Genomic DNA, 22,050 nt, shown 5'->3' with positions numbered 1-22,050 from the left:
TCTCATTTTACATGTGCATGTCTTTTCATGCTGTTCAAGGTTCTCCGGGCCTAAACTTGTTGCTGACTCCGATAGTTCACAGCGGAGATGCAATAACTTATGCGACCGGCCCAACAAAAAAGGCTCCTGAAAATCTCAGGAGCCTTTTTTGATTTCTAGTGCTTGCTTGCAGCTTAGTCGAAGCGACCGCTGGCGTGGGCGAGCATGGTGTAGACCTTGCCGGTATCAGAGGTCAGGTAAGTCTGACCGAGCTGATTGTCGCTGTCGCTTCTGGAGACTTGAGACAGAAGCTGCTCGAAGTCCTGAATGTAACGCTCTACAGCGCTGCGGAATTCAGGATCACGACCGTACTTCTGGCGGATCTCGTCGAAGGTCTGCTGACCTTGCAGGGTGTACAGGCGACGGGTGAAGACATCGCGCTCGCCGCGCTTGTAACGTTCCCACAGGTCCACAAAGGTTTCATGGTCAACTGCACGAGCAATGTCCATGCTCAGGGAGTTGAGGGATTCAACCATGTGCTGTGGGGTGCGTGCGTTTGCTGTGTCGTGTGCGTGTCCGCCCATGCCGTCTTCATCGTCGGAAGCGCGGCGGAGCAGGTCGCTGATCCAGCCTTTGGATGTGCCGTTTCCCTGTTGTACTGCTGCCGGAGTTGCCTGCGGACGCTTAGCGCGTGGGGCAGGGGCTTCCATGCGGCGTGGAGACGGGGACATACGTGCTGGCTTTGCACCGGTTGCAGCAACCTGCTGCAGGGTTGGTGCTTCAGCTGCTGCGTACTGGCCGGCTGCTGCCACAGCTGCAGGAGCAGCGTTGACTGCGCGTGCTGGCTCAGCTGGTGTGGACACATCGAACTGAGAGGACTGGCGAGATACGATGCCGGAGAGTTCCTCCAGTGCCTTGACCTGTTCACTCACGATGCGACGCAGTGCAGAGGTGGATGCTTCTGCTTCATCCGGCAGAGCCAGAATACCTGCGTTGAGCTCAGAGCGGGTTGCTTCCAGTTCCTGATGAACAGAGCGGGCCACATCGCGCATGCGAGCTGTTGCGTCGGTGAAGCGCTCAGATGCCTCGGTGACGGTGGACTTCATGTCATGGAGGATTTCGTCATGAGCTGCGCGAACTGCATCACGTGCCTTCTGACCTTCCATGCCAGCAGTCATGCGCATGCTTTCGAACTGCTCAGTCACAGACTTGGTCGCAGCTTCAGCAGCAGCGCGGAGCATGCCGGAAACTTCACGCGCCTTATCGTCAGCAACTTCAAGCGTGTCACCAAGGGTGTTGGTGTAGTTCGCCATGAGCACTTCGACATCCTGAGTTTTCTTGATCAGGGTGTCTGCGACCATCTCGATTGCCATGCGGCGATCGGAGAAGCGGCTGTCCACGTGGGTGTTGGTTGCTTCCAGATCTGCAATTGCCTGACCGAGAAGCTGGTTCTGGTCTTCCATGCGGCCTGCGATCTTCGCAGCGTCAGCAAGCACGGTGTGTGTTGTGTTGCGGAGCTGGCCGACCTGGGCTTCGATGGTGGCGTTTGCAGCTTCGGTTTCGGTGACTGCGCGATCGATCGCGGTTCTGAACTCACCTGCGCGGTTTGCCAGGTTGGTTTCAACTTCAGACAGGTTCTCGCTTGCAGAAGCAAGGATCTGACGGAGGCTGCCGTTGGATGCGTTCAGGCGTGTCAGGATCTCGGAGACGTCTGTTTCAAGACGCTCTTTGGTGCCTGTCATCACGTTCACAGCCATGCGGGTGCGATCTTCGATGGTGTTGCCGATGCCGTCGATGGTTTGTGTCAGCGCCTCGGTTGCCACTGCGCCCTGACGGGTCACGGTGTCTGCAACTTCCTGACCCTTCGTGGAGACTGCGTTGAGCAGGACGTTCATGTCGGCCTGCATGCGCTCGCGGCTATCATCCATACGGGTGGTTGCGATGGTGCTGCGCTCGTCGATTGCGGTGACGATCTTCTCACCAGCTTCAACCAGCTCACGGGTTGCCTGCAGACCGTTCTGTGCGAAGCGGTCGGAGACTTCACGGCCCTTCACGGTCACTGCATCCAGAATTGCGTTCTGAACTTCGTTGACGCGTGTGGTGAGGTCGTGGGCCCGGTTTTCGATAGCGAGGATAAGTTCGCTGCCATCCTTGCCAATGATTTCGGAGAGCTCGGAGGAGCGGCTGCCGAAGGCATCGTTGAGGTTTTCAGCTTTAACCAGCAGCTCGTCTGCCACGGACTTGACGCGGGTGGACAGGGTGCCAGCTGCTTCTTCGATGGTGGTGAAGACGCGGGCACGAACTTCGTCGGTTTCGCCTGCCAGAAGCTTGCGGACGTCTTCTGCAGATTCTGCAAGGATCGTCTTGGAACGCTCGCTTTCTGCGGAGAGACGGCCAGTCACCAGCTCGATGGTCTGGGACAGGTCGCCACGGACCTTGTCGCTTTCGCCGGTGAGGGCGCCAGACATTTCGGCGAGGGTTGCGGTGTACATGGCGCGGGCGTTTTCGCTTTCCACGGCCAGTGCATTTGCTGCCTGTGCCACGGTTGCCAGAACGCGCTGTGCGACCTCGTCACCTTCCTTGGTCAGCGTACCGCGGACGTTCGCCATCGCATCGGAAACAGCTGCTGCTGCTTTCTCGCCTTCGCCTTCCAGAGAATTGCGGGCTTCGCCGATGGAGTTGGAAACGATTTCCTGAAGGCGCTCGCCTTCTTTGCTCAGGGTACCGGAGAGCTGCTCTACAGAGCTGACAACCTTCTCGGTTGTGAGGTCTCGTTCCTGAGCAAGGCGATCGGATGCCTGACCAACGACTTCGAGGATAAGGTCGCGAACACGGGTGCTTTCGGAGCCAAGGGAAGAGGTAGCTTCTGCCATTGCTGTTGTAAGCGTGCTTGCTGCCTTCTCGCTCTCGTCGCCCATTGTAGTGGTGATAGCTTCGAGGCGATCGGTGAGGATCGTTTCGAGAGCTTTGGAGCGACTGTCGAGGGTTTCTGCAACTTCGAAGACCTTGGAACCGAGAGAGACGTTGATCTCTGCCACCTGCTCGGAGAGAGCGTCGGTGAGGTTCTTGGACTGCTGAACGATGATGCTGCCAGCTTCTTCCAGACGGCTGTCGAGTGCTTCGTTGATCTCTGTCTGACCGTCGTGGAATGCCTTTGCAATCTCACGGGTACGGGAAACCAGAGTCTCAGAAATCTGCTTGGCGCGTGCGTCCAGAGCCTGATCAATGCGCTCGGTACCGGAGGACAGGGACTCGGAGAGATGCTCTGCGCGGTCGGTGATGACTGTCGCAGCTGCCTCGACCTTGTCGCCCACAGCCTGATCGAAGGTGGACAGGCTGTTGGAGATGGTTTCTTCGATTGCTTCGGAGCGCTGAGCGAGGATCTCGCCGATCTTCTCTGCACGGTTGGAGAGAGACACGCCAACCTGCTCCACGCGCTCGGAAAGATTGACCGCGATGATGTCGGTGCGATCTTCGAGGATCTTGGAGATGGACTGGGTTTTCTCTTCCAGAGTGCTTGCGATGATGCCGGTGCCCTGTTCCACAGCGTCGGCCAGCCTGGTGGTGCGGCTTTCGATGGTTTCGGTAAGGGCTGCTGCGCGGGTATCGAAGCTCTGTTCGAAGGTAGAGGTGCGTTCTTCCAGTTTCGCGTCGAGGGACTCGATGCGGCTGTCGAAGGATGCGCCGATGTTCTGGCTGCGCAGGTCGATGGACTGAACGAGATCGGAACCGCTTTCGGTAACAACCTGCTCCAGTTCTGCCAGCTTGCTTGCCAGACCGTCGTTGAGGGCGCGGCCACGGATATCGAGGGTTTCGGTAATGCGATCGCCGATTTCGGTCAGATCAGCTGTTACACGCTCACCACGAGAACCGATGAGGTACGCCAGCTGTGTACCTGTGTCAGCCAGTTTGTCAGCCAGTTCCTCAGTGCGCAGGCCAAGTGCGCCGGTGATGTCGGATGTTGTGCTTTCAAGAGCGGTCTTGAAGGCGGAAGTCTGCTTGCTGATGGTGTCAGCCACTTCTGCGCCACGCTCTGCCAGACGCTGGTCCAGCTCAGCACCGTTGATGGTGATGCTTTCGTAGATCTGAGTGCTGACGTTACCAAGACGATCAGCCAGCTCGCCGCCGCTGACAGTGATGGTGGTGCCGAGTGTGTTTGCAGTCTCGTCCAGACGGGTTGCGATGTCGCCACCACGCAGGGAGAGGTCAGCAATGATGCTTTCACCTGCACCGCGCAACACTTCGGAAACCTCGGTGGAGCGGTTGGACAGGGTGTCGATGAAGTCGGTGCACTGAACTGCGATTGCTTCGTTGATCTCGCGACCACGGTTTGCAATGCCTTCTGCTGCCTGTTCGCCGGTTGCGCGCAGGGCAGTGTCCAGGTTGGTCACACGCTCGTCGACAACGCCCATCATCTCTTCGGTGCGGCCAGTGATCGTGTCGATCAGGCGGCCACTTGTAAGAGACAGGTTGGCATTGATTTCTTCGCCGCGTGTAAGGATCTCGTCGGAGAGGCGAGTGCTTGCAGAGGAGAAGTGCTCGGTGATACCGGAAATGGATGTTTCCAGAGTCTCATGCAGCTGTGCGTTTGCGCTGCCGAACTGATCGGAAACGGTTGTGACGGTCAGGTTCAGCGTATCGGTCAGCTGAGTGTTGGCCGTGTTGACGGTCTCGTTCAGGCTGCTGACGCCAGTGTCCATGATCGTGGAGATCTGGGAGCTTGCAGAACCGACAGTTTCGTTGAGGCTGCCAACACCAGCGTCCAGAGTTTCGGACATGATGGTGTTTGCAGTCTTGACGGCATCTGTCAGGCTGCCAACGCCGCTGTCCATGACAGTGGAGATCTGGGAGCCAGCTGCATTGACTGTTTCGCTGAGCGTAACAACGCCGCCGTCCAGAGTTTCGGAGATCTGCTCTTTTGCACCAGAAACAGTTCTGCTGAGGCTGGAAACGCCGTCTTCCAGAGCGTCTGTGATGTTGGCGGTTGCGCCGGAAACAGAAGCTGTGAAGTTGGATGCGCTTGCGTCCAGAGTTTCTGTCAGCTGTGCAGAAGCACCGTAAACGCTCTCGTTGAGATTGGTTACGCCGCTTTCCATTGTTTCTGCAATGGCAGCTGTGCTGTTGGTGACAGTCTGAGAAAGAAGCTCAACGCCGCTGTCCAGAGACTGGGAGAGTTCGCCGCTGACGCCATCAACTGTGCGGGTGATGGTGTCGACGCTGCCCTTCAGGGTCTCGGTCAGGTTGTCGTTTGCTGTTGTGATCTTCTCGGTGACTTCGTTGGAAGCGGTGAGAAGTGTTGTTGTCAGCTCAGAACCTGCGGTTTCGACGCTCTGGTTGATGGAAACAACGCCAAGGTTCATTGTTTCGGTCAGAGTATCGTTTGCGCTGTTAATCTGGTCTGTAACAGTAGAGGTAGTCGCTGCCAGAGCTTCGGAGAGCTCGGTGCTTGCACTTGTTACGCTTGTGGTCAGCTCGGTTACGCCGTTGGAAAGAACGGTGCTGACCTGAGAGCTTGCGCCTTCTGCTGCGGAGCTGATGGACTGTACAGAAACATTGAGGGTTTCTGTGAGGGTCGCATTTGCTTCGGTGAGCTGCTCGCTGACAGTAGATGTGGTGATGACCAGAGTTTGCGCCAGCTCGGAGCTGGTTTCGGAAACGCTGGTGGTGAACTCGGACAGACCATTGGTGAGTGTGGAGTTCAGCTCTGTGTTTGCAGCGCTGATCTGGCCAACAACTTCGCCGGATGTGGTGACCAGAGTTTCGGTGAGCTCGGAACTTGCACCCACGAACTGAGCAGTCACGGAAGAGACAGTCTCTTCAATGGATGCGGTCAGTTCAGTACCCTGAGCCTGCAGTACGCCTTTCATGGCTTCTGTCTGGTCAGTGATGGTTGCAGACAGTTCTGCGCCAGCTGCGCCGAGTGTTGCGTTCAGTGCGTCGCCGCGTTCTGCCAGCAGGTCACTGATTTCGTTGCCGCGTGCAGAGAGGCCTTCAACGATCTCGGTACCAGTGGTGGATAGGGTTGCGGTGATTTCATCGCTGCGGCTTGCCAGGTTATTGACAAGTTCCTCAGATGTCTCAGAGAGACGGCTGTTCAGATCAGAACCACGCTCGGTGAGGTTATCGATGAAGGAGTTCGCAGTTGAGGAGAACTCTTCATTAATAGAAGAGCCACGCTCATGAAGTGTTTCAGAGAGCTTGGAACCGGTTTCAGAAAGAGTTTCAACCAGTTCGGAACCGGTTGATGTGAGACGCTCGACATAATCATCGGAACGGATGGTCAGCGAGGAGACCATTTCGCTTCCGGCTTCCGTGAAGCTGTCGGTGACTTCTGAGACGCGGGTTTCCAGCTTGCTGTTCATCTGCTCAAGCATAGAGTCGATCGAACCGGTGAGGCGTTCCCGGGCGCGATCAACGGAGGAGGCGAAATCCTCTGAAGTGTTTGCGAGCTGTGAAGCAAGGTTTTCGTGGGAGCCGGAGATGGTTTCACGCACCAGTTCCGCGTTGGCCTGAATGGCTTCACGCTGGCTGACGAGTTCTTCCACCAAACGGCGAATTTTCAGTTCGTTGTCATTATATGAGTTCTCAAGGGAAGACACTTCCTTATGGATGAGAACTTCCAGCTCACTGGCACGGGCAATTGCGCGTTCAATACCGTCGCCCATGGCAGCGGCTTCGCGGCGGATCGCCTGACCAACGTTGAGGATGCTTTCTTTTGCAACATCTTCCGGCTCAGCCAGACGAAGCGCAACTTCTGTCATGCCCCGTGCGACGTTGCGCATTTCCTGCGCGCGCCAGAACATGAGGGCCATAACCCAGACAAAAGCGATTGGAACAACAATAAAGACGGAAACGAGAACCAGTGTCGGGTTTTCGAATACGCCTGCGAATGAAGATGATTTTTCGAGCTGCTCAGCAAATGCGCCCCAGGACATTGCAAGGCCGAGGCTGGCCCAGACAACGGAGACTGCAAATGCGAACCAGAACGGAGCTGCAGACGGCTTGCGCTGCAGAGCAAACATCAAAGAGCCAATGGACTGGCGATCATCATTGCTTGCTGTTGGCGGGCGGCCACCACGGCCACGCTTGCGAACCTGTCTCGGTGCCTGATTTTCTTCTACAAGCTGAGCCAGTTTTTTGTCAGTTGAAGGCGCAGTGGTTGCAGCCTCCTTTGCAGGGCTAGCCGACATCTGCGGTGTGTCCGCACTCGTGCTTTCCTGTTCGCTGGATAACATTGACTCCTGTGGAGCGCCAAAATCAGCCTGAAGGGCTTCTTCTACCGCTGACAGAGCCACTTCCGATGGAGCTTTCGCCTTCGGGGTGTTCGCCATATCTCGCCTCGCGTCCGTACTCTCTACTTGCCGGTCGTCAGCACATCATTTCGCCTTTTGTGCCGGCGCCGTCACCACAAGGTGTCTGCCTTACGCGAAAAGCGCTCCTCCCAAACAGAAACGCATTTCAGACAACAATGGGTTTGGCCCCATACAATCCGACAGCTCTGAATTGAGAGCACCGCCGAACTTCTAGGGCCAAAAACAGGGAGTTTTCAGAATCAAAGCGGACCGTTAATGTTAACGGTGCATTAAGATTTAGATTTCCCCACCTTGCAGCTACCCTTAACCTAATGGCACAATCCGGTGGACTGTACAACAGAAGTTGCCGGGATTTTTAGGTGCCCTACGATAAGTCACAGGCAGCATTTTTGGGGGGAACTCACTATGGCTAATCGCGAAAATTCTCCAGTCAGTTCTAAAGGTCCCAATCGGCCGAGTCCTACACAACTCAAATGGTTAAGGCGAGGTCTTAACGAAGCAGGTGGAAAGTTGCCGCTGTTTGACGAGAGCGGTCGACAAGTGCCAGCTGCAACTGTGCGGGCGTGTGTTGCGGCAGGGTGGGCGGAGCCTTGGTTTTCCAACCCATTGAAGCCCGATTGGCTCATATGCAAGCTGACCGACAAGGGACGCGAGATGCTGGAGCGGGATGGTAATTCGAAAAATCTTGTTAACCATCTTTAACAGAGCACCTTGTCAATTTTAACGTGTGATGGCAGTGAAGGCTGGTGGCGGGGCTCCGAGTCTAGATTTGAATCTGGGCAGTAGGATGTTGTTAACCATAAAATAAAAACCTGTGTTTTCTTTTGGGGAATAGATTCCGTTGCCTATGGGAAATGAGGGGTAGAGTCACTGCAGAGTCATAGCGGTGGCGGGTTTTGAGTCACTCAAGCGAATCAACTTTCCGAATAACTTGATAACTTTGAGTCACTTGGCTGTGTTTGGAGGCGTGGCGTCAACTTGGCACTGGAACTACATAAAACTACAAGTGCGATATGCAGGGATCACTTCTCTTCTGTGACGTTTGATGATCCGGATTTGCAAGGTCAGATCCTGGAGATGTTTGAGGAGCAGATCGATGAGTTCCGTCGGGGCTTGCAAGGCTCGTCAAGCGCTGAGGTGCTGAAAGCTGTGCTGCATCGCTTCAAAGGATCAGCGCGCGGCGTTGGTGCCTTTGCTCTGGGCGATGCGCTGGAACATGCTGAGCATGAGGCTGCTGGAGGGCAGGTGCCGGCGCTAGCAACTGTAGAGGCTTGCCTTGATGCTGTGTCTGCTGAGCTTCAGGTGCTGCGTAAATCGTGACGTGAAACTGGCTGCGCGGGTTTGACCATAAGGTCTGGCTCAGAAGTTCTTGAATAGCAGGGCGCCTGCATGTATCTGAAGACAACAGAATAAGCCAATCAGGGTCGGGACGACTTTAAATATGCCAAAGATTACTTTCATCACCTCATCAGGTGAAAGCCATGAGGTGGATGCTGCTGCCGGTTCTACCGTTATGGAGAACGCGATCAAGAACATGGTTCCTGGAATTGAAGCGGAATGTGGTGGTGCCTGCGCCTGCGCGACCTGTCACGTGTACGTGGATCCAGCGTGGAATGACAAGACTGGCGAGCCTGAGCCAATGGAAGAAGATATGCTCGACTTTGCTCAGGATGTTCGTGATACTTCCCGTCTTTCCTGTCAGATCCGTGTAACTGACGAGATGGATGGTCTGGTGGTTCATATCCCTGAGAGCCAGAGCTAAGCTGCAGCTTCAGAGTTTAAATGAAAAAGGCTGGTCCGATTGGGCCAGCCTTTTTTGTTGCGTGTCGTGAAGGGCTTACTCGGCGCCGACGGCCTGTGGTTGGCGGCCTGAGACCCACACGGTTTCCATACCCGGCTCCGGATGACGAGGGATCATGCGGCTCAGGATCAGGCTGATGGCAGCCATGGATGCGCCTGCGATGAACACCAGAGCAGGCGAGAACAGCCAGATGGTGCCGAAGACAACCGGGATCACCACTGCAGCGATATGGTTGATGGTGAAGTCCACGGCGGACGTTGGTGCAATGTCTGCCGGATCTGCGATCTTCTGGAAGTAAGTCTTCATGGCGATGGCCATTGCGAAGAATGCATGGTCGATCACGTAGAGCGCGCCTGCAACCCAGACGTTGGTGACGAAGGCATAAGACAGGAACACGATGATCAGGCCGATGTACTCGCAGGTCAGCGCAGTTCGTTCGCCGACGCGACCGATAAAGGTGCCGATCTTGGGAGCGAGGAACATATTGATGGCGCCGTTCAGCAAGAACAGGGCTGCAACTTCATGCACTTCGTAGCCAAAGCGTTCCACCATCAGGAAGCCTGCGAAGACCGTGAAGATCTGACGGCGTGCACCACTCATGAAAGTGAGGGCGTAGTACAGCCAGTAGCGTTTGCGCAGGATCAGCTTTTTGTGCTGCTCAACGTGTGCTTTGTATTTTGGGAAGGCAACTGCTGCGAAGATGGTCAGCGCCATGCCTGCAATTCCAGCCCAGAGGAAGACTTGCTCATAGGCCAGGTCAAAGGTCTTCCAACTGAGCATGATCGTGCCGTAGATGCACAGGGAGACCAGAGACGAGACGGCGATGATCTTGCCGAGCAGGGCTGGCGCATCCTTCTTCGGCAACCACTGCAAAGACAGAGACTGCTTGAGCGTCTCGTAGTAATGGAAGCCGAAGGACATGATGAGCGTGGTGGCATAAAAGCCGATTGCGGATGGGAAATAGCCTGTAATCGCAATGCCGAAGCCCATCAGGCCCAGTGAGATCAGCGTGAAGGTCTGCTCTTTGAAGATGAGCAGCATGAAGATAACGGTGAACGCCAACAGGCCCGGGATCTCGCGGATGGATTGCTGAATACCAATTTCCTGACCGGTGAAGCCGAGCGTGTTCACTGCGAAGTTGTTGATGAGGTTCCACCACACAGAAAATGAAAGCTGTGAAGCGACGGTGAGAACCAGCAAAAATACAAAGGGTGAGCGCCAGTCGGCTCTGATGTCTTTAATGATATTCAACATGGTGCTTCGTTCTTATGAAAAGGTTTTGCAATTAAGTAAGCGAAAAGTTTGTTTACGTGATAGCACTAGTTTGCCAAAAAATGTTTTGGAGTCGCCAAGAGGTGTTCGATGCCAATTCACGCTGATGTTTACATGGATCCGCATGAAGTGGACCGCCCGCAACCCATTGTTGCTTATGCGGTAGATATGCCCATTGGAGGGCAGGGGCAGCCGCACTCACATGCGCGCGGTCAATTGGTGCACATCATGCAAGGGGCGACCACGGTGTTCACTGAGGAGGGTACGTTTGTTGTGCCGCCGGAGCGGGCAGTGTGGGTTCCGGGTGGGATGATGCATCGAACGGTCTACCCTGTCAAAACCCAGTTCCGCAGTCTGTACCTGCGCGAGGATTGGTCTGCGCGGCTCTCTGATAAACCAGTGGTGGTGCAGGTAACACCGCTGCTGCGTGAGTTAATACAGGAGCTCATGGCAGCGCCCAGGGATTATGCGCTTGATGGACCAGTTGCGCGGATTGCGCAGGTGATTGTTGATCAGCTGAAGAGTTTGCCGGATGCGCCGTTGCAACTGCCTATGCCGGTCAATCATGCGTTATTGAAAGAGCTTTGTCAGTCAATCTTGTCATGCCCGGCGCATTTGCCAAGTCTGGCTGATGCAGCGGAGCGGACATGCATGTCTCAGCGGACGTTTGAACGGCGGTTCTTTGATGAGACGGGCTGGAGTTATCGGAAGTGGTGCGGGCAGGCGAAGTTGTTTCGTGCGCTGGAGTTGCTCTCAACAGGGCGAAGCGTGGGTGATGTGGCCTTCAAGCTTGGCTATGAGGGGCCAAGTCCGTTTATCTCACAGTTTCGCAAGGCGTTTGGTACGACGCCGGGCAAGTACTTCAAGCCGCAGTAGTTGTTACTTGCCGCCGCTGCAGGAGCGGATAAAGTCACGAACTGGCTTTGCGCTGCCTTTGAGGCTGACGTTGTAAGTCGCGTAACCGCCCAGGTTGACCTTGAGCTCGTTGTCACGCGCCATCCGGTTCCAGAGTGAGGAGCCATTGCTTAGGGTGAGAAGCGGTAGGGAAACCCCGGCTTCCGGATCCAGTGCACTGCCGACGCCGACATAGCTTTCCTTGAAGCGTTTGGTGCTTAGTGAGATCAGGATGCTATCGCCCGGCTTTAGTGCAGGAACTGTTGACTGGAACATGATTTCAATATCGCCACTACCAGCTATGCAACGGGCATAAAAATCAGTGTCGTCGGTTTCTGGTACACCATGAACAAGCACTTTGTTGTTATCACCTGTTGGCAGTCCGGATACCCAAACATACGCGCCGTCAAAGCCATTCAGCGGTGCTTTCTCATTCAGGAACTTGTCCGGATTTGGCAGTAGGTCTTGCGTAATGAGGTCGGTGTTTTGCTCGTGGAAGACAAAGTGCTGAGCGGTTCTGCCGCTGCTGTTGAGTGCGCAGGAGAAGTTGAAGGGCACATACATGCCCTGACTTTGATAAACACCGCGGCCCGCCAGTTTATCGCCCGTGCGTACCAGCACAGGTTTCTGGTTCAGCTGGTCATTTGTGAAAGTACCAAGGCCCAGATAGATGGGCGGTAACTCTGAAAGGGAGTTTTTGGTGGCAATGATTTTGCTGCCAAGCTTGGAGCAGGCGCGGCGGGCGTTCCAAAGAGGTTCTGCCACGCTGATCACAAGATCATCTTCAGGAGCGATCTCGCTGTTTTCCAGCGGTGGCAGGTCTTGTGTTACGACCTGTGTTGGAGGTGCGGCTTGCGGAGAGCTGCTGTCCCGCTTCAGCTTATAGTAACAGGCTTTTCGAGCTGCCGGATCCGGATCTCCAAAAAAGTCAGTTCGGCAGTGAACATCGCCCTCAGCGGTTTTTTCATAGAATGCGCCGGGTCTGCCAAAGCGAACAGTTGTCGGGTATGGCAGCTCGCAGACCTGAAACTCCAGTGCGCACTTGCGCCAGCCATCTTTAGTAAACTCGGGAAGCTGCGGGATCGGGGTGATCACACCGCCAGAGCTTGCTGACTTTACTGGCGTTCTGAGCGCAGATGATGTTGCACTGACTGTGTTCACGCTTTTGCGGGAATATGGTTTGTTGCCCACATAGAAGATGCCCGCACAGCCTTTGTCTGTCCAAAGGTGTGATGGGACAACGCCCCAGCTCTCGTTGAGCTTACACAGCGCATTGGATGTCTGGCGCAGAAGCTGGACGTAGTTGCGGTTGGCGTTTGAGATTCTGCATTTGGTGTAAGCAGCGTTCTTAGAGGCGCAGACAACGACGTTGGTTCCGTCTAGGCGGTCTGGCGTGTTGGCAATGTGGTTTGCCGTTGATGGCCGATGTGTTGGATCGCTGCGATGAACATTCTCCCCATCATGTTGCTGGGTGAGTGTATTGGTCAGGCAGTCGATAAACTCCGGGCTATCCAGCGATGCATCTGTTTTATCGAGGCAGCTTTCAATGATCAGTGCCGGGATGAGTGAGTTGATCGGCGGGATAGTTGTTGCGTTGGCATTGGCTACAAGAAAGGGTGCAATGAGGGCGAGAGTGCCCGCAGATTTCCTTGTGAACAGTTGCCACATATTAGATTTGCTCACAGCATAGCCTCTCTTAGCTCGTCTGGTGCACTTGTTGCCTAACGCAATCAGCTTGCGCCCAGCTTAAAGCTTTGCGTCTCGACTTCTCCAAAATGGCAAGGAAACGCGCTGTGGCTGAGCACATGGTGCTGTCTAAATCTCAAAGCTATTCGCAGTCTAGTTGTAAAAGTACAAAAGAGGGAAGTTAAATACGCAGTGTTGTTAGCGTACAAGTTCCTTCATGGCAGAATCCAGCCCTTCCAGCGTCAGAGGATACATGCGCTGATCAAACAGTTCTTTCATCATGCCGATGGAATGGGTGTAATCCCAATGCTGCTCGCGCACCGGATTGAGCCAGACGGCCTTTTGATAAAGGTCGGTGACACGCTTGATCCATGTGTGACCGGCTTCTTCGTTCCAGTGCTCAACAGAACCGCCCGGATATGTGATCTCATAGGGGCTCATAGATGCGTCGCCGATGAAAATGACCTTGTAATCACTTGGGTATTTGTGGAGCACATCCATAGTGTTGATGCGCTCAGTATGGCGACGGCGGTTGTTCTTCCAGACGAACTCATAGAGGCAATTGTGGAAGTAGAAGTACTCCATCACCTTAAATTCGGTTTTGGCGGCAGAGAACAGCTCCTCGCAGACGCGGATGTGGTCATCCATTGAGCCGCCGATATCAAAAAACAACAGCACCTTGACTGCATTGCGTCGTTCCGGGCGCATGTGGATGTCGAGCAGGCCTTTGTGAGCCGTGGACTTGATGGTGTTGTCCAGATCCAGCTCATCCGCTGCACCGGTTCTAGCGAACTTGCGTAGGCGCTTTAGGGCGACTTTGATATTGCGTGTGCCCAGTTCAACGGTATCATCCAGATCTTTGAACTCACGCTTGTCCCAGACTTTGACTGCGCGTCGGTGGCGGCTGCCATCCTGTCCAATGCGGATGCCTTCAGGGTTGTAGCCATAGGCGCCGAACGGGGATGTGCCGCCTGTTCCGATCCACTTGTTGCCGCCCTGGTGGCGTTCTTTCTGTTCTTCAAGCCGCTTTTGCAGCGTTTCCATGAGCTTTTCAAAGCCGCCCATGGACTCAATGAGTTTCTTTTCTTCTTCGCTCAGGTGTTTTTCGGTGAGTTTGCGCAGCCATTCCTCGGGGATTTCCGTGGTTGGCACTTCGCTCATCAGATCAAGGCCGTTGAACGTGTGTCCGAAGACCCGGTCAAACTTGTCCAGATTGGCTTCGTCTTTGACCAGCGTGGCACGAGCGAGGAAGTAGAAATCCTCGACGCGCTTGTAGGCAAGGTCAGCGTCCAGCGCTTCCATAAGCGTTAGATACTCGCGTACGGAGACGGGCAGGCCAGCGGATTTGAGCTCTTCGAAAAACTGAATAAACATGGGGTTACACTATGCGATAGGGCTGTGTGGTGTCGAGAGTGCATTTGACACCTTAGGCAAAAGCATAGGGATCAGTAAGAGCCTCTGGCCCAATCGATTGCTTTGGCCAGATGGAGCTCCACGAAGTCGCTTTTGCCTTCACGGTATCCGACTACATCACCGTTGACGTCTTGTGCTGTTTTCTTCTTCAAGTGCGCATACTTTTCACGCACTTCCGGGTGGGCTTTCAGGTAGTCACGAAAGGCGAGATGGCGATAGACGTGCGGATCGCCGGTTTTGAAGGCGTGGAGGTGATGTGTGCGGTCGTCTCCACCTTTCTCAAAATAGCGACGACCTTCGATGCCGTGTTCGCCCTTAGCTACATAGCCGATGTTGATGAGCTTTGCGGACTGAGCTTCAAGCGCTTCAATATCCGAGACTTCTAAGAGGATGTCGATGATCGGTTTGGCCGCAAGGTCTGGCACGGAAGTGCTGCCTATGTGGTGGATGCCTTCGACGATGTCTCCGAGAAGATCGTGCAGGATCTCCTGTTCTTGTTGAAAATCCTCTGCCCACTTGGCCTGTGCATCTACCACTTTGACTTTGCGTGTGATCATCGCTCTGCCTGTCGTTGTTGTGCCTTGTGAGCCCTCAGCATAGCAAGTGCCTAGGAGATGTGCAGGGTTCTGTCAGATCCTCGTTAATCTTGGTCTACAACCTCATCTGGGGCAGATTTTGTTATCTCGCTCATTAGTTCTGTCAGAGAAGGGCCCTTTGTTGCGATGAACGGAGCCGGGCGGCAGGTCTGAATGGCAGCTACACCAATGCGGGCGGTGAGGAAGCCGTTGACCAAACCTTCGCCCAAACGGGCGGAAAGTTTTGCCGCCAGACCCTGTCCGATGAACTGTTCCAACAGACTGTCACCAGCAGCCATGCCGCCTGTGACGGCTAGATGGGCGGCGACATCTCGTGCCAGTCTCCAGAAGCCCAAAGCGCCGGGGCGGGCACCGTAGAGGCGGGAAACGCGTCGTACGATGCGCAGGTTTTCGTAGAGCACGATCAGAATGTCGACAAGTGCGCGCGGGGACAGAGCAGTCACCACAGATACACGCTTTGCACTTTCCATAACGATCAGGCGAGCGCGGGCATCCAATGGGGCCATCAGATCGCGTTCTGCGAGTTTAACGAGGTCTCTGCCGTCGATGATCTCCTGCATATGTCCTTTCAACTGAGTGCGGCCATGGGCTGTTTCAGGCCTATCGGCATAAAGTGCCATCAGTTTTTGTAGGGCTGCGCGGGCTTCTTTATCGCTGTCGTTGTCGGCTGCGGTTTGCAGATCGTCGCGGATATGATCGATCTGTTCCAGCCGCGAAAGTGCCCGCCACTCTTTGAAAAACAGGCCGATCAAGCCGAGGAATGCCAGCGCTGTCAGGCCAACGGCCGTCCAGCCTAGCCAGTCATAGCGGGCAAACAGGTCTCTGATGAGGCTGTCGACAGCAAGACCAACGGCAAGGGAGGCGAGGCCGCCGCCGCCAATTGCGATGATCTTGCTCCAGCGGCTCTTTGCTGGTTTGGGCTCCGGTGCAATGGCGCTTTGCGGCAGTGCCAGCGCGCTTTCACTTTCCTCTGAGATTACAGCTTCAGAAGAGAGTGGCTCATGGGCGAACTCTCCTTCCAGCCGGACGGAGCTGTCATCCAGTTTGAACGCTTTGGGCGCACGGCGGGCCTGTGGCTTGTGCTGGTGTGTCTTCTTGTTGGTCATGCGAGTTTGTCTCCCAGCAAGAACTCCATAGCGCTGTCCAAGCGGATGTGAGGGAGTGATAATGTTAGTCCTTCTGCAGTTCGCTCCAGCTTGGGAGGGCGGAAACGAACATACTTCAGTGCGGTCTGATCTTCTGGTTTGTCCTGGTCTTGTTCTGCCGTGAAAAGGTCGCTCAGGTCATCTGGTAAGTCACCAGGGAAGATTGCGGCTTCTTCATCGCCGTCAAACTTCATGGAGCCGATAGTCTCGTTAGGCATTGGCGTGCCGAGTAGCGCAGGTGTTTCGACGCCGTCGTGATGGACGGTTGCTTGCCGCGTTGCCCTGACAGAGGCGAGAGCAAGGGTCTCGACGGATGCGCCGGAGAACTCTGCCCGGTTGATTGCTTTTTCGACCAGCTGTTTCAGAAGCATTTCAAGATGATCGTGATCTTCTCGGCGCAAGTGATCTGCTTTGGTTGCTGCAAACAAGATGCGATCGATCTTGCGCGACAGGATCGAGAACAGCCAGCTGGACTTGCCGGGTCTGAAGGCGCCCATGATTTCCGTAAGTGCGCGGCTCAGATCGTCTAGGGCTTCTGGCCCGGCATTGATGGCGGTCAGGGCATCCACGAGCACAATCTGCCGATCCAGACGGGCAAAGTGGTTCTTAAAGAATGGTCTGACGACGTGCTTTCGGTAGGCTTCATAGCGGCGCTCCATGATGGCCAGGAGCGTGCCTGCTTTGGGCTTAACCTGCGTGTTGCCCAGATCCAGCGGAGCAAATGTAAGAGCTGGTGTTTCTTTCATGTCGCCAGGCATGAGAAAGCGTCCGGGAGGCAGCATGGAGAGCGCGTTCTCATCATCGCGGCAGCGGCTCAGATATGTTGTGAATGTGCTGGCCAGCTCTTTGGCGACTTCCTCAGAGAGCTCGTCATGGAGTTTATCCTGATAGCGAGCAAGCGTTTCCAGAAACTCCTTGGAAAGATCTGGTCTTGCCTTGGCGCGGCGGAGCGCTTCCTCTGAGAAACGGCGGAAATCCTGCCTCAGTAGAGCAAGGTCCAGAAGCCATTCGCCGGGGTAATCGACAATGTCGAGATGCAGTTTACCACCGCCCAGACGGCGGTTCAGGAATGTGGCTGACTCGTATTCGATTGTCAGGCGCAGCTCTGAGATCTGGTGCGTGGATTCCGGCCAGAGGCGATCTTTTGTAAGCGTTTCGACATGCTGCTCATAGTTGAAGCGTGGCACGTCGTCATCAGGCTGCGGCTGGAGATAAGCGCGGGCTAGTCTTCCTGTGCCTGCAGCATCCAGCAGGGGCAAGCGGCCGCCTGCGATGAGGTTATGGACGAGGGCAGAGATGAAGACGGTTTTACCGGATCGTGCCAAACCAGTGACGCCCAGACGTACGGTTGGGACTGTCAGATCAATTGCTGAATCCGACAGATTGTCCAATGCGGTTTGCGCATCGTTCAGGGCCAGCTTCGCGTTTTTAAATAATGAATTCAGTGGGCTCACAGATCATCCTCCAAGGAACGATGTGGTGCGTTCTTTGGAGGAATGCAATCGCAAATGCCCCAATAATTGTAGAGTAAAGCAAAATTTTCCTAGCTAGGAGCCTGAGACAGCCTGCAAGTGTCGCGGCTGGAAGAAGGATACAATCCGGCCTTGTTTGCGTTCTACCTCTGACCAGCGATGTGCTTCGAAGTCTATGACAGCCAATGCGCCGGTTGGGTATTTGGCCTCCATCTGATGGATATACTCTGGGTTGCCTTTGCCGACCAGTTCAAGAGCCGTGTCCTGAATGGCTGTGTTATGCCCGACAAGGAGAATGGTGTCGAACCCACCGCCGTAAGCCCGGATGGCATCGGTGTAGTCGCCTTCGCTGGAGTTGTAGAGATCTCGCAGTAACTGGATACGGGTATCGCAGCGCAGGTAAGGCATCACTTCCATGAGTGTTTGCCGGGTGCGCAAGGCGGTTGAACATAGAATGAGCTTAGGATGCAGTTGATGCTGGTGGATGTGAGCTCCGACCCGTGCTGCGGCTTTCCAGCCACTGGAGTTTAGAGCGCGGTCATGATCGTGGACGCCTGCGTCACTCCAGTCGGATTTTGCGTGTCGCAACAGCATTAGGCGAAGCATATGTTACCCTCCAGTTATACGTTATTACTTTATGTTCCTAAGAGGTAGAAACATTCTAAGTTGTATTTATGCTGCTGTGCGATATTGCGGTGCAGCAATATTGGATGGACTTATTTGTTTATTACTTGCTTTGTCTCTGTTTGAAACCTACATGCTTTTTTTGTGATTTGGAAGTCGATAGTATTCCCCTAATAGTATGGGGTTTTTATCTCATAATTACTGAAATATTTATTGGTGATGCATGCATTATTAAATGCAGCATTTTCATCTTTTAAATGAGAATGTAGATGCTTGCCTGAAGCTTTGCTTCGGCGCTTCAGTGCGTTGGCGTGAAGGGTGAGCGATGTGTGATCTGCATTGTATAAACTCCCCACACGATTTGAGGGAGATTAGTTGCGCTGCTGCTCTTTCTCAATGCGGACTGCCAGCTGCTTAAACAGGGCTCTGATTTTCTCAAGCTCGCTCACAGGCAGATCGTCGGAGATGGATGTCCAGACGGTATAATCTGCACTTGGGGCTGTGTAGGCGACAAAGCTCTCAACACGTCCCATATTCATTGTTGTCTCGGTTCTGAAAGCGACCTCGTTCTGCGGTGTCTTCAGGTTCAGCGGTTTGAAGTGACTTTGGCGATAGCCGCTTTTGAAGTTATTGATGAGTGTGGAGGCCGTTTCTTTCTTGTGACGACGAAAGATAACTTTGATCTCGCCGTTCTCTGTCTCATACACGCAACCGGTTCCCAGTTCTTTCAAATCCGGCACCAAAGCAGATCTGGAGAGCCGACTGATATAGTCAGGGCAAAACATGCCGGTGAAGTGGGTCAGCGCATCAACGTCTTTCCGCCAACCATTGTGCAGTGTGTGTGGCTGGTAGAGGAGGCTTTCAGAGATAGTGCTGTTCGCTTGAGCTGTTGTTGTGAATGAGCTGCTTAGTAGGACCGCGCAGCCTATCAGTGTCGCCAGAGGTGTGCGCATGCGTGCTGCGAGGCTCAAAAATCTTGCGTTCTTTTGTTTTTTCATTTTCAAGCCAAGCAATCGATGTCAACGGCGGTTCATGAAAGCAAGGCGCTCAAATAAGTGAACGTCCTGCTCGTTTTTTAGAAGGGCACCATGCAGAGGTGGAATAATCTTCCGGCTTTCGGTTTCGCGCAGTGTCTCTGGATCAATGTCTTCGTTAAGGAGCAGTTTGATCCAGTCCAGCAGTTCGGAGGTCGAAGGCTTCTTCTTCAGGCCCGGCAGGTCTCTGAGGTTATAGAAGGCGTTCAGTGCTTCTTTGAGCAGGCGATCTTTGATCTGACCAAAGTGAACGTTGACGATCTCGCTCATGGTCTCTGCATCAGGGAACTTGATGAAGTGAAAGAAGCAGCGGCGCAGGAAGGCGTCCGGCAAGTCTTTCTCATTGTTGGAGGTGATGATCACGATTGGGCGCTGCTTAGCCTTTATGGTTTCACCGGTCTCATAAACGAAGAACTCCATGCGATCCAGTTCCTGAAGTAGATCGTTCGGGAACTCGATATCAGCCTTATCAATCTCATCGATCAGCAGAACCGGGCGTTCGTCCATCTCAAAGGCAGTCCAGAGTTTGCCTTTGCGAATGTAGTTGCGGATGTCCTTTACGCGCTCATCGCCGAGCTGGCTGTCGCGCAGGCGGGAAACCGCATCGTACTCATACAGGCCTTGCTGTGCTTTTGTCGTTGATTTCACGTTCCATTCAAGAAATGGAACGCCAAGGCTTTGCGCGATTTCCTGAGCTAGGACAGTTTTGCCGGTTCCCGGTTCGCCTTTTACAAGCAGGGGGCGTTTAAGGGTAATTGCTGCGTTGACTGCGATCCGAAGATCTTCTGTGGCAACGTATTGGGAAGTCCCTTCAAATTTCATTGCTAAATCCTGCTTGAACATCGTGATTTGGCGAAAACACTAATCTCTCGATAGGCAATGGGCAATCCCTGCAGGGTTGCGCCATTGGGCTTATCTAGTGGTTTCGGTTCTGAGTGGGCTTCTTTTGTGTCTATGGGAATTATGTGCCGGGTGTGGCGAGTTAATTGCCGGGTTTAGATGGGAATTTTTATGTTTAACAATAAGTTAAAATTGTAAATTGCTGAAATGGCTGAATAAATTAAGTTTTTTAAATTGGCATGCAAGTTGCATTGAGTGTTCAAAAATCTGCGCAAGTTTGAGCGAATTTGAATTTTAGGTGGGCTCGATGAGTATTTATGGTGCAATCAACTCTGCAACGACCGGTCTGGACGCACAGTCCAAGGCGTTGGAGAATATTTCCGGTAACGTGGCGAACTCCTCGACCACCGGCTACAAACGCCTCGACACAAGTTTCTCTGATCTCGTTGCCAGCACTGGCAGTCGTCAAAGTGAGCAGGTATCAGGCACAGTGCTCGCGACGTCCCGTGCGACGAACTACTTGTCTGGTGATATCACATCTGCTGATCGCAATACTTACATGGCGATCAATGGTCCTGGGTACTTTCTTGTGACGAACCGTGATGGTCTTACACAGCAGACACCAGAAAATTTCTACACACGTGCAGGTGATTTTGAGCTGGATACCGAGCGTAATCTAGTCAACTCTGCTGGGTATTTCTTGCAGGGTTACCCGATCAATCCTGCAACAGGCGCTGTTAGCGATCGCCCGGAACCCATTCAGGTTTCCGATGCGCCGATGCCTGCCAAGCCATCAACTCAGATTGATTATCAAGCAAACTTGCCGTCTACGCCTACCACAGGCAACTATGATACAACTGATGGTGCGCCAAACTCCCAGTATGTGGATCTGAGTGTGTTCTCGACACCGGATACGCAGACTACTCCAGCTTTGGTGGATGCCGGCCCAACAGCATTGACGGAAACGAGTAAGCTCACTGACTCTACGCAATTTGATGCGGGTGACACTCTTACGTTGACAGTAGGTGGACACGCACCTGAAGTTTTCACTGTTGGGGCTGACACAACTGTTCAAGACTTGCTGGACAAGTTGAATGGTATGCACGGTGTTACAGCTGAAATTCTGGCTTCTGGTGAAATTAGCATTTCCTCCTTTGAGGACATGACTGTTGTTGAAACCGGTGGTACGACCCCAATCAATATGACCTTGTCAGCACAGCCAATCGCGCCAGCTACTTCGGTTGATCGCTCAGTTGTAACCGGCGACAAAGCTGATGACTTCATCAAATCATCAATCGCTGGCGGTCAGGAGACTGTGTATGACGAAAACGGTACTCCAGTTAACGTAGAGCTGCGTTGGGCTCTGAACGCTGAAAACAAGTGGTCACTGTTTTACAACACGAACACCAAAGCAACTGGTGATGAAGTGGCTTGGAAAAAAGTCAGTGACATGACTTTTGATGCTGCAGGCCGTCTGACTTCTCCGGCTTCTGGTTTGGTCGACATTCCTGATCTTGAAGTAAATGGTGTTGGCATGGGCGACATTACATTCAAGTTCGGCCAAGAAAACCTGACACAGTATGAAGACACAATTGGTAATGCGACCAGCATCGATTTGTCTCAGGATGGTTTCCCTTCCGGCACATTGCAGGATGTTTCCATCGATGCTGAAGGCAATGTGATTGGTAAGTACTCCAACGACAAGTCACAGAAGCTCTTTAAAATTCCTGTAGCGACCTTTGCTGCTGAACAAGAATTGCAGCGCGTGGATGGTGCGGCTTTCTCTGAAACGTCGACTTCTGGTGAGCCAGACTTCCGTAATGGTGGAACTATTCGAGCGAAGGCGCTTGAAAGTTCGAACGCTGACATTGCGAAAGAGTTTTCAAAGCTGATCATTACTCAGCAGGCGTACTCAGCAAACTCTAAGGTTCTTTCGACTGCAAACCAGATGCTGGATTCGGTCCTTAATATTGTTCGATAG

The 22,050-nt window shown here is 53.7% G+C and carries 14 protein-coding genes; 4 read left to right on the top strand and 10 right to left on the bottom strand.

The genetic code is table 11. The features are described from left to right. Positions 1 to 173: 173 nt before the first annotated feature. A complete protein-coding gene (locus AC3CB2_RS13650) occupies positions 174 to 7,310 on the bottom strand; it encodes an apolipoprotein A-IV repeat region-like domain-containing protein (RefSeq protein WP_352933327.1) in 7,137 nt (2,378 codons plus the stop codon). Between the two features lie 1,017 nt (positions 7,311 to 8,327). Here AC3CB2_RS13650 and AC3CB2_RS13645 point away from each other — a divergent pair. Further along, positions 8,328 to 8,612: an Hpt domain-containing protein gene (locus AC3CB2_RS13645; protein ID WP_352933325.1), complete on the top strand. Its 285-nt coding sequence runs from the start codon at positions 8,328 to 8,330 to the stop codon at positions 8,610 to 8,612. A gap of 121 nt (positions 8,613 to 8,733) precedes the next feature. Beyond that, positions 8,734 to 9,054 carry a 2Fe-2S iron-sulfur cluster-binding protein gene (locus AC3CB2_RS13640; RefSeq protein WP_008547474.1) on the top strand — a complete coding sequence of 107 codons (321 nt, stop codon included), beginning with the start codon at positions 8,734 to 8,736 and terminating at the stop codon, positions 9,052 to 9,054. A 75-nt stretch (positions 9,055 to 9,129) separates the two neighbouring features. Here the strand turns inward: AC3CB2_RS13640 and AC3CB2_RS13635 are convergent, their stop codons facing one another. After that, positions 9,130 to 10,347, bottom strand: coding sequence for an MFS transporter (locus AC3CB2_RS13635; RefSeq protein ID WP_352933323.1), 1,218 nt, complete (start codon positions 10,345 to 10,347; stop codon positions 9,130 to 9,132). Between the two features lie 108 nt (positions 10,348 to 10,455). Between AC3CB2_RS13635 and AC3CB2_RS13630 the strand changes: the two genes are divergently transcribed. Continuing rightward, positions 10,456 to 11,241, top strand: a complete 786-nt coding sequence (locus AC3CB2_RS13630; RefSeq protein ID WP_352933320.1) for an AraC family transcriptional regulator — start codon at positions 10,456 to 10,458, stop codon at positions 11,239 to 11,241. 3 nt (positions 11,242 to 11,244) lie between these two features. On the opposite strand, the gene AC3CB2_RS13625 is transcribed toward AC3CB2_RS13630, so the two are convergent. The 8 genes from AC3CB2_RS13625 to AC3CB2_RS13590 all read right to left on the bottom strand — a co-directional run bounded on the left by AC3CB2_RS13625 (position 11,245) and on the right by AC3CB2_RS13590 (position 20,051). Beyond that, positions 11,245 to 12,942, bottom strand: a complete 1,698-nt coding sequence (locus AC3CB2_RS13625) for a DUF3011 domain-containing protein (RefSeq protein ID WP_352933317.1) — start codon at positions 12,940 to 12,942, stop codon at positions 11,245 to 11,247. A gap of 201 nt (positions 12,943 to 13,143) precedes the next feature. Continuing rightward, entirely contained in the window at positions 13,144 to 14,319 is a 1,176-nt protein-coding gene (locus tag AC3CB2_RS13620) for a vWA domain-containing protein (protein ID WP_352933315.1), read from the bottom strand. A gap of 71 nt (positions 14,320 to 14,390) precedes the next feature. Further along, positions 14,391 to 14,915, bottom strand: coding sequence for a GrpB family protein (locus AC3CB2_RS13615; protein ID WP_352933313.1), 525 nt, complete (start codon positions 14,913 to 14,915; stop codon positions 14,391 to 14,393). Positions 14,916 to 14,998: 83 nt separating this feature from the next. Further along, positions 14,999 to 16,060, bottom strand: coding sequence for a YcjF family protein (locus AC3CB2_RS13610; protein WP_352933311.1), 1,062 nt, complete (start codon positions 16,058 to 16,060; stop codon positions 14,999 to 15,001). Then, positions 16,057 to 17,553, bottom strand: a complete 1,497-nt coding sequence (locus tag AC3CB2_RS13605) for a YcjX family GTP-binding protein (RefSeq protein WP_352933309.1) — start codon at positions 17,551 to 17,553, stop codon at positions 16,057 to 16,059. The genes AC3CB2_RS13610 and AC3CB2_RS13605 overlap by 4 nt, the downstream gene beginning before the upstream one ends. 93 nt (positions 17,554 to 17,646) lie before the next feature. Next, a complete protein-coding gene (locus AC3CB2_RS13600) occupies positions 17,647 to 18,177 on the bottom strand; it encodes a SixA phosphatase family protein (RefSeq protein WP_352933308.1) in 531 nt (176 codons plus the stop codon). Between the two features lie 389 nt (positions 18,178 to 18,566). Beyond that, positions 18,567 to 19,193 carry a hypothetical protein gene (locus tag AC3CB2_RS13595; RefSeq protein ID WP_352933307.1) on the bottom strand — a complete coding sequence of 209 codons (627 nt, stop codon included), beginning with the start codon at positions 19,191 to 19,193 and terminating at the stop codon, positions 18,567 to 18,569. A gap of 21 nt (positions 19,194 to 19,214) precedes the next feature. Next, positions 19,215 to 20,051 carry an AAA family ATPase gene (locus tag AC3CB2_RS13590; RefSeq protein ID WP_352933304.1) on the bottom strand — a complete coding sequence of 279 codons (837 nt, stop codon included), beginning with the start codon at positions 20,049 to 20,051 and terminating at the stop codon, positions 19,215 to 19,217. Between the two features lie 325 nt (positions 20,052 to 20,376). Here AC3CB2_RS13590 and AC3CB2_RS13585 point away from each other — a divergent pair, with 325 nt between their 5' ends. Then, positions 20,377 to 22,050, top strand: a complete 1,674-nt coding sequence (locus tag AC3CB2_RS13585) for a flagellar hook protein FlgE (protein ID WP_352933301.1) — start codon at positions 20,377 to 20,379, stop codon at positions 22,048 to 22,050.

The sequence above is a fragment of the Pseudovibrio sp. SCP20 genome, assembly GCF_057774105.1.
Note: the sequence above shows the minus strand (reverse complement) of the source record. Positions and strands in the feature narration are given on the sequence as shown.